The sequence below is a fragment of the Collinsella sp. AM28-11LB genome (assembly GCF_003469895.1).
In the GTDB taxonomy this organism is placed as follows: Bacteria; Actinomycetota; Coriobacteriia; order Coriobacteriales; family Coriobacteriaceae; genus Collinsella.
This window is the reverse complement of record NZ_QSKJ01000002.1, coordinates 47,913-61,214: the sequence shown is the minus strand read 5'-3', so window position 1 is coordinate 61,214 and position 13,302 is coordinate 47,913. Positions and strand designations below refer to the sequence as shown.

Genomic DNA, 13,302 nt, shown 5'->3' with positions numbered 1-13,302 from the left:
GCAGCTGCCGTGGCGAGGTGCCGCGAAAGAGGAGCGAAGCGTACTTTATGTACGCGAGCGACGGTTTGAGCGGCAGATCGCCCGGCAGATGTTCGCGCAGCGTCGACCGGTCCGGCGCTCGGTAGAACGCCGGAAATAGTTAGCCGTGGTACTCGCCGTTGTACTGGATGAGCGTCAGGTCTTCCACGCCGTCGAGCGCGCGGATGGCGTCGGCATAGGGCATATCAACGCCGTCCGAGAACACCTCGACGGCCATCTCGACCTTGTCACCGCGCATGGTCTTGGACTTGACGGTGAACTTGGTGCGGCCAAAGGCGCGCACAATGTCCTCGCCGGCGGTCTGGCCCGTGTAGTGGATGGCCATCATGTACACGCGCGCCTTGTCCTGGTGGCTCGCAAAGCCGGCAATCATCACCACAATCACCACCGCCGTGAGCCCCACGAGCGCATACATGCCGGCACCCGCCGTAATGCCCGTGGTAATGGCCCAAAACAGATACAGCAGGTCGAGCGGGTCCTTGACCGCCGTGCGGTAGCGGACAATAGACAGAGCACGGTACCTTCGTCCATCACCCACGGCTCACGCTCATAGTCCACGATGGCCCACGGGCGCATCATGTTGTAGATGCACTCGATGTAGAACTCGCGACAGAGCGGATAGGGGCTCCTCAGCAAAAAGTCGTAGTAGCCAGCCAGAATCTGCTCAAACTCACCGCGTGTAAGTGGCGCGTCCTCCTTGTAGATCCAGCTGCCGTACTTCTTTTTGCGCTCGAGCTTAATCGCCTTGTCGCTGCCGTTATAGATTTAGAACAAACGAATACCCAAACCCCTCTTAATCGCCTTATTCAAAACGTCGTTAAGTCGCTTAGGCCAATTCGAAATAAAAAATAGACAAATGCAGCATGCGCAAAATGAATCATTGTTCAGACGATCAATCTCGTTGAGCAAAAGTTCAGAATGATTGATGTCCGCCACAGTCGCAGCTAAGTCAGCCATACACTCGTTTGCATTTTGCGTCGCTTGTTCATTAGTTAACCATAGCGACCTCAGGGCATGAACGGCAATAATGCAAGCAAATGTATAGCCATCAATACGCCCAATATCCGCAAGCGAATCTCCCCTCCTGGCAACCCAGTCCTTGTAAGATCGCTGGCCAAAAATCACATCTGAAGGAACAAGGGCATCATCCAGAGAGAAAAACTTCGAGGGATCAAAATCACGATATGCTTCAACCGATGGATAGCTTAGATATAGCTGACCCATATCAGTGCTGTCGCAGTAATAGTCTTGCATTAGCTCAAGCCGCTTAAAATCGAGCCGATTGTCCTGAGGATCTAAGTCAAATATAAGCAAGGTGTCTGTAAAACTGGATTCGAGAAGCTGGGCCGCATCATTTTTATGCGAAAGAAGCTCTGCGACAAAGGATTTAAGATCAATGGACTCGAAATCGCAACCGCATTCTTGAAAGAGCTTGTCTAGAAAGTCATGAACATTAATCTCGACAGGAACAATTTGATGATCATCTGCGAGGCTAAAAGAATCAAACATGCGCTCCATCAGCTGAGGCTCGCGTTTAGCACCTTCGACAATGAGCAGGACGTTCTTTACGGACGCATTGTTCATGACTAGTCAAACTCTCCGGCACGGAGGAGCTTCTCAATGTTGTTGCCAAGCCTCAACTCGCGATCGGTGGAATCGGCCAAAGTTCGAATGCCCCCTTTTGCAGAGATTTGATAAACGCAGTCAGGCCTCATTACGCCATTCTTAACAAGCGAGGTATTGTGGGTCGAGCACAGTATCTGACACGATGCCTTTGAAGCAAAGAGCTTCAAAAGGCTCTCTGCCATCTCAAAGTGACAAAAAGCGTCAAACTCATCTATGAACAAAAAGCTGGCCGACTCGTTAAGCTCAAGCTCAGAGAACAACTTAACCAGAGTTCTTGTACCGCTAGAACATGCCTCGACAAACGGGATGCATCGCATGGGATGATTGAAATACAGAACAGGTAAGCCGTCGGACTCTTTAATAACGATCAGGGACTCATCGACTCCAAAATTGCGAATAAATGACTCGAATTCCGCGACCTTGTTCTCGCGTATGATCTTGTCGATTACCTTTCTTGTTTCAAACCCTTTCAATCGAAAACTGTCCATGCGAATCAGTCTCATGCGCGAGACAAATCGGCGCAACTCCGCCAAGACGCCTAAAACATTAGTTGGAAGACTGCTCGTTATGTATGAAAGAAGGCTCAACGAGGTATCGGAGAATTCAAAATTGATCCCAGCAGCACCGATTCGTTCAAGATGGTTCTCTTCGAAAACGCCGCTTGCATTGTTGAATTCGAAAATTCGTTCCCCATCAATCAATAGGGTCTCGTGAAGCCAAGTAGTCGGAGAAGTCTTCTCATAGCAGTAATTGATTTCGCGACCGTCAAATTCAAAGACATAGGTGAACTGTGCCGTACCTCGCCCGCAGTCAGCACTCAAAAACAGACGATCATCCTGGTCAGAATAATCGAATGCCCTTGGAAAGCCGAGTGTAATGTCGAATAAAGCTGAACCGAAATTCGATTTACCAGACGCATTTCTGCCGATCAAAAGTGCAGTTTTCACGGTTCCGTTTTTAACGTTATTTTCTGCAAACTGGTAATCACGAGAAGCTGCGAAATTAAATGAAACCGGAGTCGAAAAATTCCTATAGCCATCAACAGTAAAACGCTTAAGCATGAGAGTCTCCTATCTCTTGCCGTAATTATATTACGGCAAGAGATAGGAGACCTGCATCAATTACGTAACTACTGGAAAAGTCACGTAGCCAAAGCCCATCCGAACCATGAAAACCTACCGCGAGGGCCGCTCAAACCAGAAGTATGCGGCAAATTCCAGACATTTCGACCACACTGGATAGTGACAAAGCTTCTACCTGCGGTTTTGTTTCTTGAAAAGGGCGGCGTGCTCGAGAGTTCCGAAATTTGCCGCATACTTCCGTCGAGCGGTTCCGGAAGTGCGGTGAAAAACAGAGAGCTGTCGACCACACCCCGGTTTTGGGCATCAGCGACCTGCGGTTTTGTTGGTAAAAATCCGGGTGTGCTCGGAGGTTTCCGATTTTTCCCCGCACTTCCGGAAAACACGACAACACCAAGCACCCTAAAACTGAAGACGCGATAAGAGACCCCTCAGAAAACAACCTTTTGAGCAGATCGACCTAAATCTCCCGAACGACAAGTCGGCCTTCGAGCATGAGCTTGTGTGCAAGGTTGTTGCTACGTCCGGCAATACCAAGCGAAGCGCCATAGTAATCGAGAAGGGCAAGTACCTTGGCCACCTCTGAGTCGCGAACACTCTTGGCGTAGCTTGAGTATAGGAAGACCAGGCTGGTATGCCCGTTATACAAATCCACCGTGCTAAAAATAGACTCAAAATACGAATAATCGGCTCGCGAAAGCGAATGGCCAAAAAAGACTATCGAAGATGTCTTAAGACCATCCCCTCCCCTTTGCGAAGGATAAGCAATCGAGCCACTTGGAACCCCTCGGGCAGACTTCAATACACGATATGTCTTGGTAAATGGGAGGATATCCCGATTATCCAAATTGCCGGAACCGTCGATTCCAAAAATGCATTCACCATCAAGCGTGCCGTGGATATTGACAAGATCGGCATCCCCAAACCGCTGTTTAAGCCACCGATATGGAGACGTATAGTTAAAGTTGAGAACAGTCACCGCATCATCGGGCACACCATCGGGCGCCACGGTATGCTCAATCAGCTTGCGCATTAAGTTATCCGAACAATCTGAATAGCCATCGTTGCGAGCAACCTCATCTTTGAGATAGCAATTGAAGTAGTGTTCCATACGCTCGAGTTCCGACATGAGGATGGAAGATAACTGCCCCTCGGGATCCTCAAGGACCCGAGGGAACGCATGGGCGAGGTAATGCCCCACACGCTCGGTCCAAGGATTGGGCTCGTGTCCCAAAAGGCGAGCACCCTCTCTCAATAGAGCAGAATATACCTCTGAGTCATCCGAACTCTCCGAATCTTCAATGCTCAGCTCAGAAAGAACCCCTTGATTACCATCGTCAATGCCGTCTCCAAGCCGTTCGATCTCGTCGACCCGATTCTCGATGTAGTCACTTACATTGAGAGCGTTCGCTTCATTTGCTATATAAAAGTAGTCCTGCAGAGAACCGAACGAGACGGCATAGTCGGATATCATTACGCCCTCATCGTCGATGCCGTCCTCGGGCAGGTTGATGCCAAACACATTGGCAATAGCCGTCTCGACATCGCACCAGTTCACGTTGAAGGCTCTTGCCTCCATGTCCTTCCGGCTTCTAAGGATTAGATCCCAAGCAGTCAGGCCTCTCGCTTTGATGGCTCCGTAATCACAAGCGCCCTCTTCCGAGACAAGAGAATCTATGACCTTCATTCGAGGCTCAAAGAAATCCTTAAACGAAGACGCCAGGCCACAGGAAAGATCGAAACCGTTGCCAACCACTATAAGATGATGATTGCGGCATCTCTTCCCATCATCCTCACCGGTAAACCTGCTATCTTCTGCACTCACATTAGTCCTTAATACACCGTTTAGACTCATTCTCAGTCAGATAACGCTCAGGCATCCAGACCATTCGGATGTAATTAACGATTTTATGTCCGCCAACCTTGGCGTAATAAGCCCTCACAATAAGCATAATGAAGAAAGACGGCCATCCAAAAGAACGGCCGCCTCTCCGCAGGACGTAGGCCCGTAGGTTGACTACGTCAATACCAACTATTTACTCTATCGTCCAGGCTCCAAGGGGTCAATTCAATTTAAAGAGCGGCACCGTAAACATCGCTGTCCTGACTACCAGACGATTGATCGAGGAGTTCAGGTACGCCGACGGCTGAATCGGCATCGTGAGGTATGCCTGCTTTGAGCGGCCGCTGGATCGCAGGGGCAATTCTGGAGATGACATTATCCAGAACGATTCCATGCAGCCATCTCACGCATGCTGTAAAGAAATCGACAAAAAAAGAGGGCCGACGCATCAACCCTCTTCAGGTGTCGCCCGAAGGCTTCCACCGCAATCGGCTATATTTTAGTCGATATCCTATGTTTGTCTACGGGCCCAGCACCAAAGAATGTCGTCTCCATCTTTAGCCTCCATCTTTAGCTACTGCTTCCTAAGAAGCAGCTATATAGCAACGAATTGCATCCATCTTGCTCCTAGCCCCAGTCTTTACTATTTTATGAAAATCTGAGGAAGACAGGGAGCCGTGCAAGTCTTCCAGCACGCTAGAGTAGTTCCGAATTAACTGATAGCACTCAATTTTGGAAACCATCATCTTTCTGAGCAGATAGACAATTAGGACGACATAATCAGTAATAGTTGAAAAGCCTATCGAAGGAACGCCAACCTCGGATGACAGCATCTGGCCAAGCTGATTTCCCACTTTTGCCCTCTTAAACCTAACGTCATAAACGGCACTGTTATGAGCAATCGCGTTACGGAGATCCTTGAGCACAAAGATAGTACGTTCGAGAAGCCCGGGGCCGTCGTAATTGTTCGGAAGCTTTAGGTCATCGGATATGCTCTGTCTAACCGAGCCCTTTAAGCACGAATAGAAAACATCGAAGTTTCCTAGAGTCAAGACCTCGAATAGCGCCCAAATAGGCAAGGGTTTATCGCTGTCATAAAAATGTCTAACAACAGGGTTCTTGGAATAATTGTACTGAATCAATCTATTGATTTCCGCGCGCAGATCCAGGCGCTTTTTCATAGCAGCGCTATAGTCTTTACTTTTTCTAGGGTAATCACGGTACGCCACGAGCGTTTGAGAGAACATATCCTCCAGCACGAACGAGTGAGAATCTTCAAGCACGGCTTCTAGCGTATAGTTCTTTAGCGCAGTTTCAATAAACATTACGCTTGGATATAAGAGCGCCTTGACCGCCATATCAAACTCATTTAAGGCAATTGCTTCATCAAAGCTCGTTAAATCCAAGCAGTTGGAAGAGTTGCCCACAAAACGGTGCCCCTTGTAGCCATGGTAATAGCCGTAATTCTTCATCTATCTTTTATGGATAGGGCCGTGTATCTCTATTTCTTTATCCCTAAGATGCTTCATGAGGCCATTGAGAGTTTTCATCATGAATCCTTAGGTGCGGAGCTGAAATTGAACATGCTCATATCCGCCGCAGCATAGCAACCAGTAGAACATGGAAAGACGGACCAATATGTTCTCCGGCCACAAAAGCGTGCCAATGGACTGTCCTTATTCATATATGAAGCAACGCCAATTCTGTCGCGTCGCATCGCAAACGCGCAATCAGGCTACGTTCCCGGCAGACGTTTCGGCTGTTCGCCGCGCCGCCGCAAAGCCGGTCGGCATCGGCGTCCATCGAGGCGTTTGCGACCAACTCGGCGCGATATCAAAGCATCCCAGCATGTTGATGGCGTTGACGCCGAACCGAGACATGGCGATCATGTCCGGCGTCAGGCCTGATTAAGTTTTCATGGAGTCTTCACCCTTTCCCAGAACCAGTTGTTGTGGTGATTTCAAATTCTAGGACGAAGGATGTTCGTCGCTAAACGTGTTCCAGGGCGTCACCCTTACGCCAACGCTTCCGACGCGATCGCCGGGATAAGGACAAGAGCCATCGAAACCCTCCCAGGCGGCAACTCAGTCACCCACACTGAAAACGGCGATGGAGTACATATGGGGCATAGTGGGGCATGAACAGGCATAAGGAGGCGCTTCGACATATATAAACTGGAAGAGATGAACGAGCTGATCAAGAAGGCAGAGGAATATGCTAGCGCGGGCACGAGGACGGTTATATCAAATTGGGAAAGAGCCATGAAGGCACCAATGTCAATCGCCTTCGAACTGCCAATCCGTAAAAACGTATCGCTACCGCGCGAAATCATTAAACTGGGAATCAAATTGATCCAAAAGCCCTAGCAAGGAAATCACCTGCTCGCGAATTTCATAACAATTTATCTCCTCGCTAATGCCGATAAAAGAAGAATGGGCACATTTTCCGCGTAATGTCCCAAATGAATCAAGAGCCTGCTCCAACAGCAAATCCAAATCGATACCGCCAACAAAAAAAGGGTCGAACATTTTAGAAATATCTTTGCCTTTGATTCCGTTGTTGCCATGTAGCACCTTTAAGTGCAGGGAAACGGCCCCCTTTGCAACGTCTTCTAAAGACCCAGCTCCTTTAAGCTCATTAGCCTTGGCCCCATAAAAAAACAAGAAAGAACTTGTGAATGAATCGTAGTGCTCTTTAGCAATGAGCTCCCGGACATGGGCGCAAAGCTCCTCTGCCAGTCCCTCTAGATAAGACTCAACTTCAGCATGAACAAGTAAAATGCAAGCACGCGCATCATCCTGCTGTTCCTCGCTATAGTCACCGATTTTATTTGGCTTCTCGGGCAGATATCGATCTCTAAGAGAAATGGTCCTTGAATGCAGACGATCAAATCTAGCGGTCAACGATTACTTTCCCATCCTTATCAAGAGCCAATTTCTTAACCGGTATTTCCAAAAGCGCAGATAGCGCATCGCTCCAGATCTCAATCCTTGCGATCAGAGACCTCTTGGTTTTAGTGGAAACAGAGCATGCCTCTATAAACCCCGGAGAGGAAAGTACTCGCCCAAGCTCAGCCGCCACATTCTTCTTGTTAGAGGCAATTGCCGCTCGTATATTTACGTCCTGCGCTACAAAACAGAGAGCGTCGAAAACCGCACGGTTAAAACGCGGCTTCTTTCCACCTTGCAAAAGTGTAAAGGGAGCCATCTTTTCACCGTAGCTCGCTTCAATCAAGCCGTAAACATCCCTATAGAGGGATATAGCTTTAACCGCATCACCAGCATACGATTGGTAAGTGAGCTCAGAGTCTAAGTCATTTAGCCATGCCGTGGTTTGATCGAGAAACTCCTTGAGGTTGCCCATGTACAAATCGGGCCTATGCACTATCCCACAATAACGCGTAAGTAATTCAATGTCGCGCATTCGGAAATCAGGGCCATCGGCTGATTCGCTAAATAGACGGGCAAATTCAAAGTCAAAGTCTGTAAAAGACGAAGCAAACCTAGTGAATGGACCAGGCATTAATGCAAATCGCAACTCTTGCGTATTCAGAGAAACGCTTCCGCTGTTCAATCGATGGAATATAGTGTATAGAACCGACTCGTTATTCCATCCGGATATCCTAACGGCTCTAATCGTAGCGTTATCGATGGCATCACGGTAAACGTCATCCATCTCACCGCGAGTGAGCCCCTTTAATTCCTCAAGTAGCTCAGGCTTTCCCAAACGGAGATCGCCATCATAAAAACGCATTATGCTCAAAAGGCGCTGTTTGCCATCAAGGACAATATATTTACCCCGCTCTTGTTTGTTCTGAGCAATCACAATTTGAGGAACTGGAATACCAAGAATTAAAGACTCAATAAAAGCGGTTTGTTTTTTTGCGTCCCAAACTTGCCTTCGCTGAAACTCTGGTGAGACATCAATATTTCCCTTTTTCATTTGACCAAATAAAGTTTCAACTGTCCAGTCAGAAGAAGAAAGGGATAAATCACGATAGTCCGAAATAGAGGAGAAAAAATCATCCTCATCTTCAATGTTAAAATTATCGTCTATAACAGCCATTACGTCCAACTTGCCAAGCCCTCCACGTCAATCAACAACGTTTATTCTAATAATCCCATTATTAAGTAATTATGATTGTATGCCCAATAAACATGAAGCTCATGGACATGTGAACCGGCGTTTATTTCAGACTCTTAATTCTCATTTTCATTGCAACAGTCTCGGGACTCAGCGCAACATTGTTGGCGACCTCGCCGCACAGCCTGTCGGCCTCTACTTCCACATCGGCGTTCACGACCTACTCGACAAGGCGCCAGAACAGGTCGCGAACGCAGTGATGGACGCCGAGGCCGACCAGCTGTGCGGAGGCAGGGCGAACAGCCGAAACGGCTACCGCGAGAGGCCGCTCGCCACCTGCTTCGGCACGCTGACGCTGCGCATCCCGAAGCTCCGTTCCGGCAGCTTCTTCCCGGACGACGTGATCGAGCGCTACCGTAAATTCATCGCTCGCGTCGATTACGACCCCAATATTTCCTTAGGAAACACGCTCGGCAAATCGTTAACGCCCATAGCGAAAAGTACCTTTGCGCTGGCATCGTTGCTGAGCTCGTCACTCAACTTGAGTGCATCAAGCAGTATGTTTCGGCGCAACATCTTATAGTCATCCTCAGTCAGCACTAGCTCAAGATCGCTTAAAACCCCTACTAGATTGACATCGTGAGACGGAGACACCCTGGCGCAGAATAGACGCTCGTCATGCGCGCAGATGTTTCGAAAATCTTTGATGTGATCGTATGCGAGCCTTAGCCTTCGGGGGCTGATGCGCTTATCGACTTCATGCGTCTCGGAATAGAGATCGGAAAACGACTTGGCAATGGAATTTCTCATGCTTTCTGGTTGAAACTCGTAAAACTTGAACGTCTGACCAAGCATCAAATAATTCATAAGAATCCATACCGGCGTATTGTCATGATTATTCTCATAATGCCGAATGTAGTCCCTTTTATAATCGCTTTTCCATTTTTGAGACCTACATAGCACCTTCTCGAAATCACCAATAAGCGTGTCGATCTTTTTTCGATAACTAGCATCGGCACGGTAGGATCTTCTATCCAGATATGCTTCCGGGCTATCTTTATGGGCCATCGCGAAACGATAAGAACAGACGGTTTTAAGCACTGCTTCCGCCTTGTTAAAGTACTCAAACATGAGCAGACGCAATGAACGGTCAAATTCGAATAAACGATATATATCAGAAAACTTCGTACCTTTTACGAATAGCTCGTGGCAAGAATCTCCACGCTGGTCGAGAAACAAATCCTTGTAGCCGTTAATAACCGGATAGTATCCCTCGCGTTCCAAAACTAAACGAGTATTGTTATCGCATTCGAGTCCACGGCTTTCAAGAATAGCAATCTGCTCATCAATAGATTTAAATGGTTTATCCATTTGGGCCCCTTAAACGCGAAAACCGCCTTTCGGCGGTTTCCACGGACCAAGCCGGACGTACCGTCGCAAGGCCTCATCACAACGATTACTTTAAGGGAGAACTCGGGGTTCGTCAATCTGATATCGCCAATCTGAGCGGGACCGACATATGTCAGCGCTGAAAGGTCGTTATTAGCTGACAGCAGCCGACACTCCCCTGCCCGGAAACAGCCCCCGGAACGCTCCACAGACATGCAACCCCGGCGCCGAGGGCGATCACAACCCCAGCAAGCGCCAGGCGCGCACCATTCCCGCACGAGGGCCCCGCCTGACACCCTTACCTTGGTAGCAAGCAACCCGGACACACAAAGCGACCCAGAGCATCACTACCCAAGAAAGGAAACACCATGTCCAACAACAACATCGCCTACCTACTAAAGTTCGCATCCAAGGAGGTGTACATCGACGACCTGCTGAACGGACATCTCTATATGAATGCAGCCGGCTACTATCATGGCCTGCCTGGCGAACAGGGCGATCCGCTCGAGGCGTCCATGGTCCTCCCGGCATGCATCTACGGCAATTACCGTCTGCCCATCTACTGCATGTACACGGTCCGCGAGAACGACATCGTCGACGGTTCTGTCCAAATCCCGAAGCGCATGATCCGGGAGTTCGGATGTGCAGACGGATGGATCGGCATCCTGCGGTACGACAGCTTCGCGCGCCTTATAGACAGCCACACCACCGGCGGCGAGGAGGTATACGCCCACGGCGCCATCTCCTATGGCATCCCCGGACCAAAGCGGATCGAGGAAATTTTCCAAGGCACGATCTGCAACCTACTTATCAAAACGCCCAAGTACGCTTACCAGCAGGAATATCGAATCATCGGGTCGAACCCGGTCGAGTGCCGCCTGAGGCCCGATACCAAGCACCCTGGATGCAAAATCGAAGAATATGGCCACGCAGAGCTGGATCTGGGTAGCCAACTCACAGGCTTTTCTTGGAAGACGCCCGTGTCGAGCCTCACGGAGGAACAACACAGACTCGCGCTGAAGCTTCCGCAGCACGCATAGACAACCCAACGCATGCCGCATAGCCGCCAGATGGGGAAACAGAAAGCCACCGCCCCTCCCCTCCCCAACATCCCCCAAAAAGTTCGCTGATGTAGACTGGGGTTCCCGTAAAATAAACTCAACAAAATATGTGCGGAGTGCTGGCCTGGAGCTGCCTTCGGACCCTATTGGCTGCTCACCGAGAGGCTCCGCTATGAAACGACCCCTTTACTACCTGCTCTGCGCGATCGCGTGCACGTCCATGATCGGCGCGACGATGCCCATGGCGGCCATCGCAGAAGCCATGCAGCCTCAAGAAACCGCCGAGCAGCAGGCGCAAGCCGACGCCACGAGCAGCGACACCGACAAGATCGAAGAAACCACAAGCTCAAACGCCACCGACTCAAGTGACCCCACATCAGATACGCAGGGCAACAGCGACACCCCCGTCGACGCGACCAACGCGACCGACACGCCCACCCCAGCAACCCCCAATCCCCAACCATCCCTCCGCGCCCAAGCCAACAGCACGCCCGAGGCGATCACCACAGCGGCAGAAACGGGCTATGCCCATAATGTTACCGCCAATCAAAACGGCGTCACGCTCACCCTCAGTTGGGACGATGCCGCCGCAGGCGAGCCCACCAGATTCCACCTGAGCGCCACGGGCGGCTCGGGCGCGTACAAATTTCGTATGGACGCGCCTTTCTACATGAACCCAGGCGAGGGCTATTTCGGCGAAATGGTTGCCGATACCTCCCGTGGCCAGTGGATGACGTGGACCAGCTCCGATACAGGTTGCGACTACGAGTTCACCATGACGGCCAGCGGACGCTACTACTACCGCTTCTACCTACAGGACGCACAGAGCAGCGTCTGGAGCCTTCGCGTAGCCGCCGAAGCTGAGGTCTCAGACGATGCACATCCCTCGATTGATCAGATAATCACGAACGCCGTAGCCCAGTGCAGGCAGGAGACAAACGGCTCGGAATACGACATGGCGCTGTGGCTGCACGACTGGACGCTCGACCAGCTGGAGTACGACCTCAGCCTCAACTGGTGCTCGGCCGAAAGCGGCCTCACACGCCACCAGGGCACCTGCGAGAGCTACCAGCGCATCTACTCCAAGCTCCTTAACGCAGCGGGCATCGCCAACGGCCGCATCACCGGCAACGGCCACACCTGGAACGCCGTAAAGATCGACGGCAAATGGTGTCAGATGGACCTAACCTGGGACGACACCAGCGAAAACTGGTACGGAGATCTGGACCAGCGCCATCTTTACTTCGGCCTGACCGACGAGCTGATGGCCATTGCCCACAGCGACCACGCGAAGAACTACCGAGCAGACAGCTACGCCTACCGCTCAACCGACCTAAGCAACAACTACTTCATCCGCAGCGGCAAGGCCGACGAGTGGGCGGAAGCGTACGCCGACCGCATCCAGCAGCATCTGGACGCCAGGGAGACAATCTTCTCCATCGATGCCGACAACCAGAGCTTCCCGCCCAGCATCTCGGGGATTCAGAACGGCATCGTAGCCTATGCGATGAACCAACGTAATTGGGAGACAAATAATGCCGCGATCGCCCTTGCAGCGGCCTCTCGCATCTCGACCGTTTCTAGTTCGAGCTGGGCTGCGGCGTTTGATTTCGCGGCGGAATACCCCGAAGAGCGCAAAGAGGGCTGGTCAAAGCTAGATAACGGCCTAACTTTCTACTATAAAGACGGGGAGCTGGTTCACGGCGAGCAGAAGATCGACGGGAAGTGGTACTACTTCGCCGACGGCACCGGCGAGATGGCGACGGGCTTCACGACGCTGCCCTACGGCAAGAAGGTCTACTACGGCGGGGACGGGGCCATGCGCTACGGCGAGCAGAAGATCGACGGGAAGTGGTACTACTTCGCCGACGGCACCGGCGAGATGGCGACGGGCTTCACGACGCTGCCCTACGGCAAGAAGGTCTACTACGGCGGGGACGGGGCCATGCGCTACGGCGAGCAGAAGATCGACGGGAAGTGGTACTACTTCGCCGACGGCACCGGCGAGATGGCGACGGGCTTCACGACGCTGCCCTACGGCAAGAAGGTCTACTACGGCGGGGACGGGGCCATGCGCTACGGCGAGCAGAAGATCGACGGGATAGCACATTATTTTGACCTTGAAACAGGAGAGATGCTCTACTAGGCGGTTAACCGCTGGCGTGCTTAAACCAACATTTTC

At 50.9% G+C, this 13,302-nt stretch carries 11 protein-coding genes and 1 pseudogene; 4 read left to right on the top strand and 8 right to left on the bottom strand.

The annotated features are described in order from the left end of the window. Window positions 1-139: 139 nt before the first annotated feature. The 5 genes from DW732_RS02220 to DW732_RS02195 all read right to left on the bottom strand — a co-directional run bounded on the left by DW732_RS02220 (window position 140) and on the right by DW732_RS02195 (window position 6,059). Complete coding sequence (locus DW732_RS02220; RefSeq protein WP_199569707.1) at window positions 140-577, bottom strand: DUF4956 domain-containing protein; 438 nt, start codon at window positions 575-577, stop codon at window positions 140-142. Between the two features lie 227 nt (window positions 578-804). Next, window positions 805-1,623 (bottom strand): hypothetical protein, encoded by an 819-nt coding sequence (locus tag DW732_RS02210; protein WP_118098476.1) that lies wholly within the window; start codon window positions 1,621-1,623, stop codon window positions 805-807. A gap of 2 nt (window positions 1,624-1,625) precedes the next feature. Beyond that, window positions 1,626-2,726, bottom strand: coding sequence for an ATP/GTP-binding protein (locus DW732_RS02205; protein WP_118098474.1), 1,101 nt, complete (start codon window positions 2,724-2,726; stop codon window positions 1,626-1,628). Window positions 2,727-3,204: 478 nt separating this feature from the next. Next, complete coding sequence (locus DW732_RS02200) at window positions 3,205-4,569, bottom strand: AbiH family protein (RefSeq protein WP_158567318.1); 1,365 nt, start codon at window positions 4,567-4,569, stop codon at window positions 3,205-3,207. Window positions 4,570-5,171: 602 nt separating this feature from the next. After that, the gene (locus tag DW732_RS02195) at window positions 5,172-6,059 is read right to left on the bottom strand and encodes an Abi family protein (RefSeq protein WP_118098470.1); all 888 of its coding nucleotides are present in this window, start codon (window positions 6,057-6,059) and stop codon (window positions 5,172-5,174) included. 148 nt (window positions 6,060-6,207) lie between these two features. On the opposite strand from DW732_RS02195, the gene DW732_RS10045 reads away from it, so the two are divergent. After that, window positions 6,208-6,498 carry a hypothetical protein gene (locus tag DW732_RS10045; protein WP_233539330.1) on the top strand — a complete coding sequence of 97 codons (291 nt, stop codon included), beginning with the start codon at window positions 6,208-6,210 and terminating at the stop codon, window positions 6,496-6,498. A gap of 404 nt (window positions 6,499-6,902) precedes the next feature. On the opposite strand, the gene DW732_RS02185 is transcribed toward DW732_RS10045, so the two are convergent. Together DW732_RS02185 and DW732_RS02180 are read right to left on the bottom strand one after the other, a co-directional pair. After that, complete coding sequence (locus tag DW732_RS02185; RefSeq protein ID WP_118098466.1) at window positions 6,903-7,490, bottom strand: HEPN domain-containing protein; 588 nt, start codon at window positions 7,488-7,490, stop codon at window positions 6,903-6,905. Then, a complete protein-coding gene (locus tag DW732_RS02180) occupies window positions 7,480-8,652 on the bottom strand; it encodes a DUF262 domain-containing protein (protein WP_118098464.1) in 1,173 nt (390 codons plus the stop codon). The genes DW732_RS02185 and DW732_RS02180 overlap by 11 nt, the downstream gene beginning before the upstream one ends. Between DW732_RS02180 and DW732_RS10190 the strand changes: the two are divergent. After that, a pseudogene (locus DW732_RS10190) lies at window positions 8,624-9,079 on the top strand (transposase); the annotation flags it as partial. The gene DW732_RS02180 and the pseudogene DW732_RS10190 overlap by 29 nt on opposite strands. A gap of 29 nt (window positions 9,080-9,108) precedes the next feature. On the opposite strand, the gene DW732_RS02170 reads toward DW732_RS10190, so the two are convergent. Further along, window positions 9,109-10,041, bottom strand: a complete 933-nt coding sequence (locus DW732_RS02170) for an Abi family protein (protein ID WP_118098462.1) — start codon at window positions 10,039-10,041, stop codon at window positions 9,109-9,111. A gap of 386 nt (window positions 10,042-10,427) precedes the next feature. Between DW732_RS02170 and DW732_RS02165 the strand changes: the two genes are divergently transcribed. Together DW732_RS02165 and DW732_RS02160 are read left to right on the top strand one after the other, a co-directional pair. After that, the gene (locus tag DW732_RS02165) at window positions 10,428-11,099 is read left to right on the top strand and encodes a hypothetical protein (protein ID WP_118098460.1); all 672 of its coding nucleotides are present in this window, start codon (window positions 10,428-10,430) and stop codon (window positions 11,097-11,099) included. 241 nt (window positions 11,100-11,340) lie between these two features. Further along, window positions 11,341-13,266 (top strand): transglutaminase domain-containing protein, encoded by a 1,926-nt coding sequence (locus DW732_RS02160; RefSeq protein ID WP_158567317.1) that lies wholly within the window; start codon window positions 11,341-11,343, stop codon window positions 13,264-13,266. The last annotated feature ends 36 nt before the right edge of the window (window positions 13,267-13,302 follow it).

Excerpts from the sequence above, each read along its gene's own strand:
- DW732_RS02160 (WP_158567317.1), top strand. The coding sequence starts at position 11,341 with ATGATCGGCGCGACGATGCCCATGGCGGCCATCGCAGAAGCCATGCAG.
- DW732_RS02170 (WP_118098462.1), bottom strand. The coding sequence starts at position 10,041 with ATGGATAAACCATTTAAATCTATTGATGAGCAGATTGCTATTCTTGAA.
- DW732_RS02180 (WP_118098464.1), bottom strand. The coding sequence starts at position 8,652 with ATGGCTGTTATAGACGATAATTTTAACATTGAAGATGAGGATGATTTT.
- DW732_RS02205 (WP_118098474.1), bottom strand. The coding sequence starts at position 2,726 with ATGCTTAAGCGTTTTACTGTTGATGGCTATAGGAATTTTTCGACTCCG.
- DW732_RS02165 (WP_118098460.1), top strand. The coding sequence starts at position 10,428 with ATGTCCAACAACAACATCGCCTACCTACTAAAGTTCGCATCCAAGGAG.
- DW732_RS02195 (WP_118098470.1), bottom strand. The coding sequence starts at position 6,059 with ATGAAGAATTACGGCTATTACCATGGCTACAAGGGGCACCGTTTTGTG.
- DW732_RS02210 (WP_118098476.1), bottom strand. The coding sequence starts at position 1,623 with ATGAACAATGCGTCCGTAAAGAACGTCCTGCTCATTGTCGAAGGTGCT.
- DW732_RS10045 (WP_233539330.1), top strand. The coding sequence starts at position 6,208 with ATGGAAAGACGGACCAATATGTTCTCCGGCCACAAAAGCGTGCCAATG.